The organism is Micromonospora profundi, assembly GCF_011927785.1.
Taxonomy (GTDB): domain Bacteria; phylum Actinomycetota; class Actinomycetes; order Mycobacteriales; family Micromonosporaceae; genus Micromonospora; species Micromonospora profundi.
Window position 1 is genome coordinate 4,157,893 of the sequence record NZ_JAATJK010000001.1, and the last position, 15,337, is coordinate 4,173,229.

Annotated in this window: 15 protein-coding genes and 1 pseudogene; 6 read left to right on the forward strand and 10 right to left on the reverse strand. The window is 72.6% G+C overall.

All coding sequences use genetic code 11. The features are described from left to right. Positions 1 to 92: 92 nt before the first annotated feature. On the forward strand, positions 93 to 1,088 hold the full coding sequence (locus F4558_RS18190) for a helix-turn-helix domain-containing protein (RefSeq protein WP_053653617.1): 996 nt from the start codon (positions 93 to 95) through the stop codon (positions 1,086 to 1,088). 7 nt (positions 1,089 to 1,095) lie between these two features. After that, a complete protein-coding gene (locus F4558_RS18195) occupies positions 1,096 to 1,551 on the forward strand; it encodes an RrF2 family transcriptional regulator (protein ID WP_053653616.1) in 456 nt (151 codons plus the stop codon). Positions 1,552 to 1,566: 15 nt separating this feature from the next. On the opposite strand, the gene F4558_RS18200 is transcribed toward F4558_RS18195, so the two are convergent. Genes F4558_RS18200 through F4558_RS18225 form a run of 6 tightly spaced genes read right to left on the reverse strand, consistent with a single transcriptional unit; the run spans position 1,567 to position 6,907 of the window. After that, positions 1,567 to 2,178 (reverse strand): malonic semialdehyde reductase, encoded by a 612-nt coding sequence (locus F4558_RS18200; protein WP_053653614.1) that lies wholly within the window; start codon positions 2,176 to 2,178, stop codon positions 1,567 to 1,569. Beyond that, on the reverse strand, positions 2,175 to 2,744 hold the full coding sequence (locus F4558_RS18205) for a flavin reductase family protein (protein WP_053653612.1): 570 nt from the start codon (positions 2,742 to 2,744) through the stop codon (positions 2,175 to 2,177). The genes F4558_RS18200 and F4558_RS18205 overlap by 4 nt, the downstream gene beginning before the upstream one ends. Continuing rightward, complete coding sequence (locus F4558_RS18210; RefSeq protein WP_053653610.1) at positions 2,741 to 4,075, reverse strand: LLM class flavin-dependent oxidoreductase; 1,335 nt, start codon at positions 4,073 to 4,075, stop codon at positions 2,741 to 2,743. The genes F4558_RS18205 and F4558_RS18210 overlap by 4 nt, the downstream gene beginning before the upstream one ends. A 9-nt stretch (positions 4,076 to 4,084) precedes the next feature. Continuing rightward, positions 4,085 to 4,957 carry an ABC transporter permease gene (locus F4558_RS18215; protein ID WP_082377352.1) on the reverse strand — a complete coding sequence of 291 codons (873 nt, stop codon included), beginning with the start codon at positions 4,955 to 4,957 and terminating at the stop codon, positions 4,085 to 4,087. Next, on the reverse strand, positions 4,950 to 5,879 hold the full coding sequence (locus F4558_RS18220; protein WP_053653608.1) for an ABC transporter ATP-binding protein: 930 nt from the start codon (positions 5,877 to 5,879) through the stop codon (positions 4,950 to 4,952). Before F4558_RS18220 ends, F4558_RS18215 begins: the two co-directional genes overlap by 8 nt. Continuing rightward, on the reverse strand, positions 5,876 to 6,907 hold the full coding sequence (locus tag F4558_RS18225; protein ID WP_053653607.1) for an ABC transporter substrate-binding protein: 1,032 nt from the start codon (positions 6,905 to 6,907) through the stop codon (positions 5,876 to 5,878). Before F4558_RS18225 ends, F4558_RS18220 begins: the two co-directional genes overlap by 4 nt. A gap of 477 nt (positions 6,908 to 7,384) precedes the next feature. Here F4558_RS18225 and F4558_RS18230 point away from each other — a divergent pair, with 477 nt between their 5' ends. Beyond that, positions 7,385 to 7,564, forward strand: coding sequence for a DUF4236 domain-containing protein (locus F4558_RS18230; RefSeq protein ID WP_053653605.1), 180 nt, complete (start codon positions 7,385 to 7,387; stop codon positions 7,562 to 7,564). 178 nt (positions 7,565 to 7,742) lie between these two features. Here the strand turns inward: F4558_RS18230 and F4558_RS18235 are convergent, their stop codons facing one another. Next, positions 7,743 to 8,633, reverse strand: a complete 891-nt coding sequence (locus tag F4558_RS18235; protein ID WP_053653603.1) for a hypothetical protein — start codon at positions 8,631 to 8,633, stop codon at positions 7,743 to 7,745. A gap of 24 nt (positions 8,634 to 8,657) precedes the next feature. Beyond that, on the reverse strand, positions 8,658 to 9,179 hold the full coding sequence (locus F4558_RS18240; protein WP_053653601.1) for a VOC family protein: 522 nt from the start codon (positions 9,177 to 9,179) through the stop codon (positions 8,658 to 8,660). Between the two features lie 49 nt (positions 9,180 to 9,228). Here F4558_RS18240 and F4558_RS18245 point away from each other — a divergent pair, with 49 nt between their 5' ends. Both F4558_RS18245 and F4558_RS18250 read left to right on the forward strand, forming a co-directional pair. Continuing rightward, positions 9,229 to 9,690: a MarR family winged helix-turn-helix transcriptional regulator gene (locus tag F4558_RS18245; protein ID WP_053653683.1), complete on the forward strand. Its 462-nt coding sequence runs from the start codon at positions 9,229 to 9,231 to the stop codon at positions 9,688 to 9,690. Between the two features lie 57 nt (positions 9,691 to 9,747). Continuing rightward, positions 9,748 to 11,622: a tetratricopeptide repeat protein gene (locus tag F4558_RS18250; protein ID WP_167945239.1), complete on the forward strand. Its 1,875-nt coding sequence runs from the start codon at positions 9,748 to 9,750 to the stop codon at positions 11,620 to 11,622. 334 nt (positions 11,623 to 11,956) lie between these two features. Here F4558_RS18250 and F4558_RS18255 read toward each other — a convergent pair. Both F4558_RS18255 and F4558_RS18260 read right to left on the reverse strand, forming a co-directional pair. Further along, a pseudogene (locus F4558_RS18255) lies at positions 11,957 to 13,309 on the reverse strand (ATP-binding protein); the annotation flags it as partial. Continuing rightward, positions 13,306 to 13,962: a response regulator transcription factor gene (locus tag F4558_RS18260; RefSeq protein ID WP_053653597.1), complete on the reverse strand. Its 657-nt coding sequence runs from the start codon at positions 13,960 to 13,962 to the stop codon at positions 13,306 to 13,308. The gene F4558_RS18260 and the pseudogene F4558_RS18255, both read right to left, overlap by 4 nt. 89 nt (positions 13,963 to 14,051) lie before the next feature. Here F4558_RS18260 and F4558_RS18265 point away from each other — a divergent pair, with 89 nt between their 5' ends. After that, positions 14,052 to 15,182: a LolA family protein gene (locus F4558_RS18265; protein WP_167945241.1), complete on the forward strand. Its 1,131-nt coding sequence runs from the start codon at positions 14,052 to 14,054 to the stop codon at positions 15,180 to 15,182. The last annotated feature ends 155 nt before the right edge of the window (positions 15,183 to 15,337 follow it).

Below are 15,337 nucleotides of genomic sequence, written 5' to 3' on the forward strand. Positions count from 1 at the left end.
AAGCCCTGCGGGTGCGTCGCGATGGCCCCGGGAACGACCCGCACAGCTGATCGGGATGCAATGACCTGCGGTTCGGGCTACCGTCGCAGGCGATGGTCTCTACCGATCCCTCCCCCGCGCCACCGATCGGAACGGCGTCACCCGTAGCCGACGAGATTTCCACGTTCGCGCTTGCCGACCTCGCCGGTGACCCGGGCTGGCGTCGGCCGGTCATCGTTGAGCGCGAGTTGCTGATCCTCACCACGCGTGGGCACGGCGACGCCGAGCTCGATTTCCACCTGCTGCCCTGCCGACCCGGCACGTTGCTGCGGGTCCGCGCCGGCCAGCTGCTGCGATGCGCCGGCCCGCAGTTCGACGCGACAGTGGTGGGTTGGACCACCGACGCGCTGCGCGGTCTCGCCGTCGACCCGGACGCCCCGCCGACGTGGCGGCAACTTGCCGGCGAGGACGAGGACGCGGTGATCAGCGAGGTCAGCCAGCTCGCCGTGGACTGTCAACGGCACGGCGACGGCACACCCGCCGCCCGTGCGCTGCTGCGCCACCAGCTCGCCGTGCTGCTGCTGAGGCTGGCCCTGCCCGGCGTGGACCGGTCACCTCCGCGACCCGAGGTGGAGACGTTCCAGCGGTTCTGCCGGGAGGTGGAGCACGGCTACCAGGGGACGCGACGGGTCGAGGACTACGCGGTAGCGCTCGGATGCTCGGTGCGGACGTTGACCCGGGCCTGCCTGGCCGTCACCGGTCGCAGCGCCAAACAGGTGATCGACGAGCGGGTCGCGTTGCAGGCGGGTCGGCTGCTCGCGGCAACCGACGAGCCGATCGCGCAGATCGGCCGACAGCTCGGCTTCTCCGAGCCCACCAACTTCGGTCGCTTCTTCACCAGGGAGACCGGCACGAGCCCTGGCGCGTTCCGGGCGGCCCGCGAGCAGCCGACGGCCGGCCGGGTCGTACGCCCCCGATCGCCAGTCGAGCCGACAGGCGCCAACGGAGGGTGGTTCCGCTCCGGCGCGCTCGGCGAACCGGCGAACGGGGGGCACTCCAGGCGGCCCGGGTCGCCCACCGGCCCGGGCGGCGGCACCGGGCGGGCATGATGACAGGGTGCAGATCTCCGCGCGCGGCGACTACGCGGTACGGGCGGCGCTGAGCCTCGCGACCGCGTACCCCTCGCTGTTGTCCACCCAGGCCATCGCCGCAGACCAGGACATGCCCCGCAAGTTCCTGGAGGCGGTCCTGGCCGACCTGCGCCGGGCCGGCATCGTCCGCGCCCAGCGGGGCGCCGAGGGCGGCTACACCCTGGCCCGGCCGCCACGTGAGGTGACCGTCGGCGCGGTGCTGCGTGCCGTGGAGGGTCCCCTCGCCGGGGTGCGCGGCCTGCGGCCGGAGGAGACCCGGTACGAGGGCGCGGCGGAGAACCTGCCCGGCCTGTGGGTGGCGGTACGCGCCGCCGTCCGGCGGGTGGTCGACGAGGTGAGCCTCGCCGAGATCGTCAGCGGCCGGCTGCCCGCGCACGTCCGCAAGCTCACCGCCCTACCCGACGCCTGGGAGCCGCGCTGACGCCAACCCGCTGAGTCACCGGACGCTGATCACCTCCGCGGCGTCCAGCCGGGGCAGCCGGTCGTACCAGGCGTCCGGGCCGGGGTGGCCCACGCTGAGCAGCAGCAGAACCTCGTGCCGCCCGCTGGGATAGAACTCCCGGGTCACCCCCGCCGCGTCGAAGCCCGCCATCGGGCCGGCGGCCAGCCCCGCGGCGCGTACGCCCACGAGCAGGTAGCCGATCTGGAGGGTCGCGTTGAAACGGGCCTGCTCGACGCGCGCCGCCCGGTCGGCGAGCCAGTCGCGGGCCTGCGGGCGGTGCGGGAACAGCTCCGGCAGCCGCTCGTGGAAATCCACGTCGGCGGCGAGCACCGCCAGCAGAGGTGCGCTCGCCGTTTTCGCCCTGTTGGCACCCGACACGTATGGCAGCAGTCGCGCCCGGGACTCCGGCGATCGCAGCAGCAGGATCCGCAGCGGCTGGCCGTTGTAGGCCGTCGGCCCGTACCGGATCAGGTCGTGGATGGCCGCGACCTGGGCGTCGGTGACCGGCTCGTCGGTGAACGTGTTTGCCGTGCGGGCCGCCCGGAACAGCAGGTCCTGGGCGGCCCGGTCCAGCGCGAGCAGGTCGGGCACGGCTGGTGCGCTCACGCCGGCACCGGCTTCACGGCGGTGGTGTAGCCGCCCTGGTGGTGCACCAGCGGCTCGCCGTCGCCGCCGTCGCCCAACGCGAGCGGCTCGGCGATCACCAACGTGTGGTCGCCGGCGGGGACGCGGTGCACCACCCGGCAGAGCAGCCGGGCCAGCACTCCCGTCAGCAGCGGCACGCCGAACGGCCCCGGCGTCCAGTCCGGGTACGCGGCGAACCTGTCGATGCCGCTTGTGGCGAAGACGGCTGCGGCCTCCCGCTGCCCGGCGGCCAGCAGGTGCACGGCGACGTGTTCGGCGCGGGCCAGCACCGGCCAGCTCGACGAGGTGACGCCCAGGCAGAACGACACGAGCGGCGGGTCCAGTGAGACGGACGTGAACGAGGTGGCGGTGAACCCGGCCCGGATCGGTGCGCCGATCCCGCCCAGGCAGGCCGGGTCGGTGGCCCTGGCGACAGCGGTGACCACCGTGACGCTCGTGGCCTGCCGGCGCAGCAGCGCGCGGAACAGGTCCCGGTCGACGGGGTGCAGCTCGGTGGCGTCCGTGCTCGGACGCTCGACGGTCGTCACGCCGGCACCAGGGTCGGCGCGGCGTACGCGCTGGCCGGTCGGGGCAGGCCGTAGTGCTCGCGCAGCGTACGACCTGTGTACTCGGTGCGGAAGAGCCCTCGGGCGCGCAGCACCGGCACGACGTGGTCGACGAAGTCGGCCAGACCGCCGGGCAGGTGCGGCGGCATGATGTTGAACCCGTCGGCGGCGCCCTGGCTGAACCACAGCTCGATCTGGTCGGCGATCTGTTCCGGCGTTCCGGCGACCACGCGGTGGCCCCTGCCGCCGCCGAGCCGGCCGATGAGCTGCCGGACGGTGAGCTTCTCCCGGCGGGCCAGGTCGGTGACGAGCCGGTAGCGGCTCTGGTGGGCCTGCACGGTGCCGGAGTCCGGCAGCTCGGGCAGCGGCCCGTCCAGCGGCAGGCCGGTGAGGTCGATGCCGAGCATCCCGGAGAGCTGCGCGAGGGCGTAGTCGGGGACGATCAGCTCCTCCAGCTCGGCGGCGAGCGTGCGCGCCTCGGCCTCGGTGCCGCCGATCACGGGTGCGATGCCGGGCAGGACCTTCACGAGGTCGGGGTTCCGGCCTGCGGCGGTGACCTGGCGGCGCAGCTCGGCGTAGAAGCCCTGCCCGTCGGCGAGGGTCTGCTGGGCGGTGAACACGGCTTCGGCGTACCGGGCGGCGAAGGCGATGCCGTCCGGTGACGACCCGGCCTGCACGAGCAGCGGCCGGCCCTGTGGCGGGCGGGGAATGTTGAGCGGGCCACGAACCTGGAACTCCGGCCCCCGGTGCGCGACCTCGTGCACCCTGTCGGTGTCGGCGAACACCCCGGCGGCGGTGTCGAAGACCAGCGCGTCGTCCTCCCAGCTGTCCCAGAGCTTGATCGCCACGTCGACGAACTCGGCGGCCCGCCGGTAGCGGTCGGCGTGCGCGGGGTGGCTGTCCCTGTTGAAGTTGACCGCCTCCCGCTCCTGCGCGGAGGTGACGATGTTCCAGCCGGCCCGGCCGCCGCTCAGGTGGTCCAGGGAGGCGAACTTGCGGGCGGTGTGGAACGGCTCGTTGTAGGTGGTGGAGACCGTCGCGATGAGACCGATGTGCTCGGTCACCGCGGCCAGCGAGGCGAGCAGGGTCAGCGGCTCGAAGACGGCCTGGATGTTGTGCCGGGGGTTCGGCCCGACCGACAGCCCGTCGGCCAGGAACACCGAGTCGAGGGTGCCGCGCTCGGCGATCCGGGCCAGCTCCTGGAAGTGCCGCACGTCGGTGACCCGGCGCGGGTCGGTGCGGGGATGCCGCCAGGCGGCCTCGTGGTGGCCGACGCCCATCAGGAACGCGTTGAGGTGCAGGGTTCGAGGCATGACAGTGTCCTATCCGGCGGAGACGTCGACGCGCCACGTGGAGAAGCGGCGTTCGAGGGCGACGAGGAGCTGGTTGACGACCAGACCGATGGCGGAGATCGTGATGATCCCCGAGTACATGTCGGGGATCGCGAAGTTGTACTGCGCGTAGTTGATGAGGTAGCCGAGGCCGGCCTTCGCGCCGACCATCTCGGCCGCGACGAGCACCAGGATCGAGTACGCCCCGGCCAGCCGGATCCCGGTGAAGATGGTCGGCACCGCCGCCGGCAGGATCACCTTCTGGAACAGCCGCAGGTGGTTGAGCCCCATCGAGCGGGCCGAGCGGATCAGCAGCGGGTCGACGCCCTTCACGCCGGCGATGGTGTTCAGCAGGATCGGCCACGAGCACGCGTACAGCACCAGGGCGATCTTGGAGGTCTCCCCCAGGCCGAGGATGAGCACGAACACCGGCAGCAGGGCCAGCGCGGCGGTGTTGCGGAACACCTCCAGCAGCGGGCTGAGCAGCTCGGCGAGAGGCCGGTACCAGCCGATCAGCAGCCCCAGCGGGATGGCGGTGAGCACGGCCAGCCCGAGCCCGGCCAGCGACCGGGTCAGGCTCGCGCCGACATGCTCGGCGAGCTGCCCACTGCGCAGCAGCTCCCACCAGGCCACCAGCACCTCCGACAGCGGAGGCAGGAACACCCTGTCGACAAGCCCCAGCCGGGGCGCACCCTCCCAGACCACGGCCAGCGCGACGATCGCGACGCCGCGGTGCAGCGCCCTGCCGCCGAGGCCGAGCAGCCGTCCGGCAAGGCCGCCGGCACCGGGTCCGGCGGCGGCCACCGCGTCGGGCGGGGCCGTCGGGGCCGCCAGCCGGGCGGGACGTTCGGCGATGTCAACCAACGCGGGCCTCCTCGGTGTGGGCCGCCGTCGGCGCCGCGCGCCGCGCGTCGGCTCCGGCGACAACGGGAGTACGACCACCGGCTGCTCCGGTGTGGGCGGTGCGACTGCCGGTGGCGCCTTCGGCTGCTTGGGCGGCGCGCACCTCGTCGCGCAGCAGCGTCCAGATCTGGTGCCGGTGGTGGCGGAACGCGTCGGTGGAGCGAACGTCCTCGACGGCGTCCCGATCGCCGAGGTCGATGTCGATGACCTGCTTGACCCGCCCGGGTCGGGAGGTCAGCACCGCCACCCGCTGACCGAGGTACACGGCCTCGTCGATGCCGTGGGTGATGAACACGATGGTCTTGCCGGTACGGGCCCAGATCCGCACGAGCTCGTCCTGCAACGAGTCGCGGGTCTGCGCGTCGAGCGCCGCGAACGGTTCGTCCATGAGCAGCACGTCCGGGTCGTACGCGAGGCTGCGGGCGATGGCGACCCGCTGCTTCATCCCTCCGGACAGCTCGTGCGGGTAGCGGTCGGCGAACCCGGTAAGGCCCACCAGGTCCAGGTGGTGCGCGACCAGGTCGCCACGCTCGGCGCGGGGCACCCCCTTGGCCTCCAGCCCGAACGCCACGTTGCCTGCGGCGGTGCGCCAGGGCAGCAACGCGTACTGCTGGAAGACGATGCCCCGGTCCAGGCCGGGGCCGGTGACGGGCCGACCGTCGACGAGCACCTGCCCGCCGCTGGGTTCGGTGAGCCCGCCGAGCAGGTCGAGCAGTGTGGACTTGCCGCAGCCGCTGGGACCGACGACGACGAGGAACTCTCCGGCGCGTACACCGAGGGTCACCTGGTCCAGCGCGGTGACCGCGCGGGCGCCGCCACGCCGGGTGGCGCGGACACCGAAGGTCTTGCTCACCTGGTCGAAGAGGATCTTGTCGGTGCTCACGCGCCGCCCCCGTCCACGAAGGCGTTGAAGCGGTTGGTGTAGATGTCGGCCGGCTTGGGCCGGTCGCCCTTCAGCTCGCCCTCGGCGGCGAGCCAGTCGATCCAGGTGCCGAACTCGCGCTCGTCGATCACGCCGCCGTGGCCGGCGACGCCGCTGCTCTTCCAGTACGCGACGAGCGACGGGTCCTCGTTGCGGCCGCGCTTGGCGATGATGTCCCGCATCCGGGCCACCACCGTCTCCCGGGGCTGTGTACGCGCCCACTCGATGGCCTTGCCGACCCCTGTGACGAACGCCTTGACGGTTTCCGGGTTGCGTTTGATGAAGTCGTCGCGGAAGACGTACGTGCCGGCGCTGAACGCGCCGAGCAGCTCGTAGTCGGTGAAGATGGTGCGGATGCCACCGCTGTCGACAGCCTTGTCGCGGATCACGCCGCCGAGCACCGCCACGTCGATCTGCTTCTGCCGCAGCGACTGCTCGGTGTTGACCGGGGGCAGTGCGACGAGCTCGACCTTCTTGATCTCGTCGGCGGTGAGCCCGCCCCGGGCCAGCCAGGTCTTGAGCACCGCCTCGGCGTGCGCGCCGAGAGTGTTCATGCCGACCTTGCGGCCGATCAGGTCGCGAGGGCCGCGGATCGGGCTGTCGTCGAGCACGTAGTAGCCCTGGAAGCTCTGCGCGTCCGAGCCGTAGTAGCTGACGACGGCGGTGATCGGGGCGTTGGCCGCGGCGAGCTTGACGATGGCGCCGTTGAACGCGCCGCCGAAGTCGCTCTGCCCGGTAGCGGTGGCCTGGATGTCCTGCGGGCCGCCGGTGACGTTGCCGATCCACTTGAGTCGGACGTCGCCGAGGTAGCCGAGGTCGGCGGCGAGTTCGGGGAGGGTGACCTGGCCGACCGAGCCCTGGTAGCGCAGCTCGCTGGCCTGGCCGGCACCGGCCTGGGCGTCGCTGCCGCAGCCTGCGGCACCGGTGAGCAGTGTCAACGCGGCGACGGTGGCGACGGTACGCAGCAGGGCACGACGGGGTGGGGACATGAGGAGTCTCCTGATCTGTCCACGAGGGAGGTGCGGGGCGCCCGGTTCGGGGCGCGAGGGCACGCCGCTCCGCGACGAGCGGTGCGTGCTGAGTGGTGCAGTGAGTAGGCGGTGCAGTGCGACTGGAGCCGGGCCGGATGGAACCGGTCAGCTCAACAGAGCGCGCTCGCGTGCCGGACCAGGTCGACGTGCACGCAAGCGATGAGGTGGAGCTCATCCCGCTGCGACATGACCTCATGCTGCCGTCGGCGCGACCGACCGGTCAATGCCCTTCCACAAGGTGAGACTTGTATCGCTGCGCGTGTTACGGAACGCTATGAGCAGCGTTTACCGACGCGCAACACCCATCTGATGAATAGGATTTCCCGGCTGCGGCAGGTCACCGTCCAGGCTGGAGCCGATGGGGTTTCGGAATTCGACGTTTCGGGAATGTTCGATCTCGACACGGCAGGGAACGGTGACGAGGGGAGAGCTCCGATGGGCCTCATGTTTCGCAAGCGCAAGAAGTACGGTCCGATCATCCTGAACTTCACCGAGAACGGCTTCTCCTCGTGGAGCATCAAGATCGGCCGCTGGTCCTGGAACTCGAAGGCGAAGGCGCACCGCGTCGACCTGCCGGGTCCGCTGTCCTGGAAGCAGGACAAGTCCCGGTCGTAACATCCCGGGAGTCGAGCGGGGTGCCGGTGATCCCACCGGCACCCCGCTCGACGTCCACCCAACCCCCGCCCCGCGCCCCGCCCCGCGATCTTGCACTTTCGGTCGCGGTCTTGCGTGGGATGCCCCTTGTGTCGCGGCAGGAAGTGCAAGGTCGCGCGGCAGATCCGGGGGGATCGGGCTAGCGGGTTGGGGTTAGCTTTTCGTCGCCGGCCAGGCGGCCCGACTCGCGGGAGCGTTGCAGGTCGCCGCTCCTGAGCAGGTCTTCCAGCGCCCGGTTGGCGTCGCTGGCGCGGTAGACGGTGGCGGTCAGCGTGTGCCGGCGCAGCTCGGTGACCTCCCGCGGCCCACCCCGGCCCAGCTCGGCCAACAGCTCGCCGGTCAGCGGCGCGAGGCTGGGCTCCCCTGCCACGTCGACGGTCGCGCCCGCCGGGTCGGACGGGTCACGCAGGCGCATGCCGAGGTCCGCGCCGGCTGCCCAGAGCGCGTCGCGGACCGCTTCCAGGCTCCGGTCCGAGCGACTGCCGAACGCGACCACACCGGCAGCCTCGCCGTCCGGCAGCACGGGCGCCACCTCGGCGACAAGCGGGAACCCGGCGGCGACAAGAGCATCGCGGGCACGGGAGCCGGCGTGCAGCAGCACCTCTCCGGTGCGGCCGTTGGCGGCGGCGGTGAGCAGCTGCGGGGTCACGGCGTCGGGCAGGTCCAGGAAGCTGAACAGCGGTGACCCCGCCGCCCCGGCCGCTTTCAGCGCGACCGGCAACTGCTGCGGGGCGCCGGGCAGCAGGTGCACTGTGACCTCGGCGGGCAGCTCCGCCTCGACCGGGCCGAGCCGGGTCGGCAGTTCAGGCGTGCCGTCGGCCAGCACCAGCACCGTGACCCGCCGGCCGCGTACCTGATCGGCGTGGGCGGCGACCACCCGCAGCGCGGCCTGGGCGCCACCGCCATCGGCCCCGGCCCACACCAGTGCCACGGTGGCTCGCCGGGAGCGTTGCAGGGCCGCGGGCAGCCAGGTCGTCAACTGGCGGACCAGCAGCTCGCGGAGGAAGTCGGTGGTCGGGTCGGTCGGCATCGGTCCGTTCTACCCTACGGGCGGTCAGGCCGGGACGGAGATCCCCACGCCACCCCGGGTCTGCCCGCCGTAGCGCTGCTGTTCGGCGGCCAGGTCGAGCCGGCCGATGCGCTTGCGGGCGGCAAGCGTGGCGTCGTCGAGCCGGTCGGCGGGGACCAGCCAGACCACCTCGAACTCCAGGCCGTCCGGGTCCTGCCCGTACAGGCTCTTCGTGGTGCCGTGGTCGGACGTGCCGACAAGCGCCCCGGCGGCGGCGAGCCGCTCGGCGGTCACTGCCAACTCGTCGAGGGTGTCGACCTCCCACGCCAGGTGGTAGAGCCCGACGGTGGCCCGGCCGGCCGTCGACCGCCCGGCGGCGGCGCCGATCTCGAACAGGCCGAGGTCGTGGTCGTTCGTGGAGTCGGGGGCCTGGAGGAAGGTGGCGCCCCGGAAGCCGTCCGGGGTCATCGCCACCGGGCGGAAGCCCAGCACGTCCCGGTAGAAGGCGACGCTGCGGGCGAGGTCACTGACGTAGAGGACCGCGTGGTTGAGCCTGTGGATTCCCATGACCCGAGGTTAGCGCCATTTAGTTGAGGGCTCAACTATTCCGGGTATGATGGTGGTCATGACCCGCTGGTTGGACCCTGACGAGCAGCGCACATGGCGGGCGTTCCTCACCGCCTCCCGGGCGCTGATGGACACGCTCGACCGCGAGCTGCAACACGACGCGGGGATGCCGCACGCGTACTACGAGATCCTGGTCCGGCTCTCCGAGGCGTCCGGGCACCAGTTGCGGATGAGCGAGCTGGCCGAGCTGACCGGGTCGTCGCGCAGCCGGCTCTCGCACGCGGTGGCCCGGCTGGAGGCGGCCGGCTGGGTGCGCCGCGAGGAGTGCCCCACCGACCGGCGCGGGCAGATCGCCCTGCTCACCGACGCCGGTTTCGCCACCCTCAGCGCCGCCGCACCCGGCCACGTCGAGGGGGTACGCCGCCACCTGTTCGACGCGCTGAGCCCGGCCCAGGTCGACCAGCTTCGCCGGATCAGCGAGACACTGGCCGAGCACCTGACAAGATCCTGACCGATCGACACCGGCGCGGGACTTGTACTTAACGTCGTCGAATGAGCACGATGGGGCGTGCCCTCCGGCTTCGGCGAACTGACTGATCAGGCGCAGCACCTCGTGTCCGCTGGCGACCTCGCCGGTGCGCAGCGGCTGCTCGCCGACGCGCTCACCGACGCCGACCCCCGCCCCGCCAACGCCACCCCCGAGTTGGCCGAGGCGGCAAGCCTCCAGGCGCGGGTGCTCGTCGCCCTCGGCGAGCCGCACTCCGCGCGGGGGTGGGCCGCCTTCACGTACGCCGCCAGCACCCGGCTGCACGGCCGCTCCGACCCGCGTACGGTGGCCGCCGCGGCCACCCTGGCGGCGGTGCTGCACCGGGTCGGCAGCCACTCCCGCGCCGCTCGGCTCTACCAGGAAGTCATCATCGAGCTGACCGCCCAGGACGGGCCGGAGTCCCTGCGGGTGCTCGCCGCGCACGCCGACCTGGCCACCGTCGAGTACGCCCGGGGCCAGTGCACGGTGGCCCGCGACCGACTCCAGGACGCCTGGGAGCTGCACCGCGAGGTGTACGGCGACGGGCACCCCAGCGGCATCAAGATGCTGGCCCGGCTCGGCGCCATGCAGCGCGACTGCGGCCAGTTCACCGAGGCGCACGACAACCTGGCGTTGGCCAGGGAGTTGTCCCGGCAGCACCTGCCCGCCGACGATCCGCTTGCCCAGCAGGTCGCGGCCCTGGCCCGGGCGGCGGCCAACCCCGACCACGTCTGCGCCGACGACGCACCTGCCGGCCGGGATGCCCCGCTGGTGCCGGCCGCCCGTAACCCACCGCACGACCACCCGGTCGAGTCCGGCTACCACCCGTCGACGTCCCCGCCGCAATCCGCCAAGCCGGCGCCGGACGGCCCTGCCGAAGCCGATAACGACCCGGCCGACGTGACGTTCGCCGACAGTCAAGGCTTCAGGAGCGACGAGGGCTCCACGGACGACGAGGGCTTCACGGACGGCCACGGGTTCACGCGAGGCCAAGGGTTCACGGAAGGCGGCAGTTTCGCCCCTGCTCACGGGGTTGCAGCCGGCGCCAGTGCGGTGCCGAACCCCCGGGTCCCCGCCGACGAACGCGGCGGATCGGCTGGCCTCCGCTGGCCACCAGAGCAGGCAGACGAGCCCACGCCCCACTCGACGGACACGCCGGTCCCGCCCTCCGTGGTCGGCTTCACCGGCAGCAGCACCGAGGAGGCCTCCGGCGTCTACCGGCTGCACCAGCCGGGCCGGCCGGCCGACGCGAACCCACCGTCCGCGCCGTCCAGGGCGGGTGAACCGCCGTCCGAGTCGTACCAGCCGTTCCAGCCATCGGAGCCGTACACACCGGGCGACCCGTACACGCCGCCGGAGCCCTACACGCCGTCACGTCTATTGCCGGTGCCCGTGCATCGGGCACCGCCGCCGCCGCCGCGCAACCGGCTCGTTCCGGTGCTGGTGGCGGGCGTGGTCGTGGTGCTGCTGGGCACGACGGCGGTGATCGCCGGCGTGGCCCGGGTCGGCGACGGGGACGACAAGCCGCCAGCACCGGCCACCGGCGCGCCCAGCGCGGGCCCGACGAGCCCTGGGGCACCGGACACCAGCGGCGCGGCGCCGGGCGGCGGCGCGCCCGCCAGCACCCCACCGCCAGCGGCCGCGCCCGGGACCCCACCGGGCTCGGTGACTCTGCGCGACAACCGAGACAACATCACCTTGCGCTGGACGTACCCGGCCGGCGGCGAAGGGCCAGTGATCATCTCTGCCGGGCGGGCGGGGCAGGACAAGACGGCCATCGCCACGCTGCCGGCCGGTGCCGACACCTACATCGTCTACGCGTTGAATCGCGCCAACGACTACTGCTTCACCGTGGCGGTCGTCTGGTCCACCGACTCCGTCGCGCCCGCCGACCAGGTCTGCACCAACCGCCGCTGACTAGCCCTCGCCACCGACGAGTCACCACCCACGGCGGTGACAATCCGTGGCTGTTGCGTCGGTTGAAGCAGAGCAAAGAGCGCGAACACCTTTGTGGCGCCTATCGCCGTTCGTTACGTTCCGTGATAGTTCGTCCCGGGTCGTCCTCGGTGCCGTCTGTCGGCGGCACCGGTAGTAGCAGACGCACCTGCAGCCCCGGTCGGACACCAGCACCAGCACCAGCGAGAGCCTTGCCGTGGGCGCTGGCACGCCGATCGGCAGCGACGTTCGCGCCGACGATGCTGTCGGCGGCGGTGCTGTCGGTGGTGGCGGCGTTGTCGGTTGCTGTGGCTGTGGCTGTGGTCAGGGTGATGGTGCCGCCGGCGCGGCGGACCAGTTCCCGCACGATGGCCAGGCCCAGGCCGGCGCCGCCGTCGTCGCGGCCCCTCCCGTCGTCCAGCCTGGTGAACCGGTCGAAGACCCGATCCCGGTCCGCCGCCGGGATCCCCGGGCCGTCGTCGGTCACCGTCACCAGGTGGTACGCCCCATCGTGGCTCGGCTCGGCAGCGAGCACGACGCTTTCGTGCGCGTGCCGGACCGCGTTGTCGACAAGGTTGGCCAGGACGCGGCGCAGCTCGTCGGCGTTCCCGACCGTCCACAGCGGGCCGGGATAAGGCACGACCCGCACCGGCGGCGACGGATAGCGGGCGGCCACCTCGCTCAGCAGCGCGCCCAGTTCCACAGGGCCGGTCAGCCGGGCCACCGGCGTCTCGTCCAGGCGGGCCAGCAGCAGCAGGTCGTCGACCAGCCGGCTCAGCCGCTCGGTGTCGGCGAGCAGGTTGGCCGTCACCGCCGTCCAGTCCGTACGGTCGGCGAGTCGCTGCGCCACCTCCAGCTCCGTACGGATGTTGGTGAGCGGGCTGCGCAGCTCGTGCGCCGCGTCGGAGACGAACGCCCGCTGCCGGTCCCGGGCAGTCTCCAGGCGGTCCAGCATGCCGTTGAGGGTGACCGCCAGTCGGTGGATCTCGTCGGCTGACGCGGGCACCGGCAGACGTCCGGCACCGGCCCGCCCGGTGATCTCCTCGGCGCCTCGACGGAGCGCCTCCACGGGCCGCAGGGTCGCGCCGACCACCCGCCACGCCACGGCGGCCAGCGCGGCCACCAGCAGCGGAAACGCCACCAGCAGGATGGTCCGCACCACGTGCGTGCTGTGCCGCACGTCGGCCATCGACCGGGCCACCAGCACGGTGAGCGGGTCGGCCGCGGTTCCTGCGGGTACGGCCACCACCCGCACCGGGCCGACGAGACCGACCCGCTCGGCGGGCGCCTCCAGCCGCTGTCTGCGGCCGGTGTCCAGTCGTTCCGGGCGGACCATCGGAACGAGCCGGTCCGCGTCAATCGAGGCGGCCCGGATGCGTCCCTGAGCGTCGATCACCTGGACGCGGACCTGACCACCGGCCACCGGCAGCGGGTCGGGCAGCGCGTCCTCGGCGGCGAGCAGGGCGACCGCGTCGGCGGTCCGGAACGCCTCGGTGTCCACGGTCCGCTGGAGCACGTACCCGAGCGTGCCGAGCAGCACGACCCCGCCGAGGGCCAGCGCGACGGTGAGGCCGAACACCCCGAGCGCCAGAAGCCGTCCCCGCAGGCCCAACGCCGGCAGCCGTCCGCCCCGGAGCCGACCGGCGCCCGGCGGGTCGGCGCGGGTCACGTCGCCAGCCGGTAGCCGGCGCCCCGGACCGTCTCCAGCCGGTCGCGGCCGAGCTTGCGGCGCAGGTAGCCGACGTACACCTCGACGACGTTCGGCGCTGTCTCCAGGCTGGCGTCCCAGACGTGATCCAGCAGCTCGATCTTGGACACGACCTGACCGGGTCGGCGCATCAGGTAGTCCAGCAGCGCGAACTCCCGCGCCGTCAACGTCACCTCGGCGTCGGCACGCGTGACCCGGCGTCGGGCCGGGTCCAGTCGCAGGTCGCCGACCGTCAGCACCGTCGGGCGCTCCGGCGCGCCCCGGCGCAGCAGCGCCCGCAGGCGAGCCAGCAGCACCACGTACGAGAAGGGCTTGGTGAGGTAGTCGTCGGCGCCGCAGTCCAGCCCGTCGGCCTGGTCGTACTCGCCGTCCTTGGCGGAGAGCATGAGCACCGGCAGCCAGTGCTGCTCGGCGCGCAGCCGACGGACCAGTTCGTAGCCGGAGAGCCCGGGCAGCATCACGTCGAGGATCATCGCGTCGTACCCGCCGTGCCGGGCGGCGTCCAGGCCGGCCGGGCCGGTAGCGGCCACGTCGACCGCGAACCCCTCCGCCTGGAGACCCCGTTGCAGGGCACTCGCCAGCCGGGCCTCGTCCTCCACCACCAACAGTCGCACCGCTCAAGGGTGCCACCTGGGTCAATGCGGGCGTCCTCAGCGCGTTCACAGGGGCCAGCGGGCAGGATGGTACGCAGGAGGTGCCCACCATGTCCGTCCTGAGAAGCCGTCCCGTCCTGCGTTGGCTGGTCCCGGCGACCGCCGCTGTCGCCGTCATCGGCGGTGGCGCGGCCATCGGCACGTTCGCCGCCGAGGCCGAGCCGAGCCTGCCACCGCGTACCGCCGCTCAACTCCTTGTCGACCTGCAGGAGTCCCGCCTCGAAGGGTTGTCCGGCACTGTCGTGCAGCGCGCCGACCTCGGTCTGCCGCCGCTGGCCGGGCTGATCCCCGGCAACGACCTGACCACCCTGCTGACCGGCACGCACACCCTGCGGGTCTGGTATTCCGGGCCGGAGCGGCAGCGGATCGCCCTGCTGGACACCCTCGGCGAACGGGACGTCATCCGCAACGGGCGGGACCTGTGGACCTGGGAGAGCCGCGGCAACACCGCGCGCCACCGTACTCTCGGCGAGGCCGCGACCGCCGGAAAGCCGGCGCTCGACGCCCGGCCGAGCATGCCGGCCACGCCGCAGCAGGCCGCGGACCTGGCGCTTGGCGCGATCGACCCGAGCACCGAGGTGAGCGTGGGCCGCTCGGCCACCGTCGCCGGGCGGGACGCCTACGAGTTGGTGCTCCAGCCGCGCGACCGCGACTCGCTCGTGCACCAGTTGCGGATCGCCATCGACGCCAAGCAGCACGTGCCCCTGCGCTTCGAGGTGCTCGCCAAGGGCAGCGACCAGCCGGCGTTCGAGGTGGCCTTCACACAGGTCGACTACCGGCAACCCGACGTCGACCAGTTCACCTTCAACCCACCGCCCGGGGTGACAGTCACGGAGGAGAACGGCAAGCTGCCTGCCGCCGGTCGGCCCGAACACGCACAGCCGGCCGGTGACCCGCAGGTACGCGCCGAGGGCTCCGGCTGGGCCACAGTGCTTGTCACCCGGCTGGACGGGGCGGCTGGCGCCAAGCCCGGATCGCCGGCGTCGAAGCCCGCCGTACCGCCGGCCGCCGACGCGCCGGACATGTCGAAGTTGCTCGGCGGCCTGACTGCGGTCAGCGGCGACTGGGGCAGCGGTCGGCTGTTGACGAGCAAGTTGTTCAGTGTGCTGCTCACCGACGACGGGCGGGTGCTCGCCGGAGCGGTCACGCCGGAGCGGCTGTACCAGGTCGCCCGCGGCTGACGTCAGCGGTGTGCTCGCGCCGGGTCGACCTCACGGTCGGCCCGGCGCCTCGTTGTGCGGGTGATACCGGCCCGTCGGGCTTGGTGGGTGCCTACCGAACGCGCTATCTTCAACAATTCGGAAGGCACTAAAAAAGAACGACTCAGAAAGCCGTT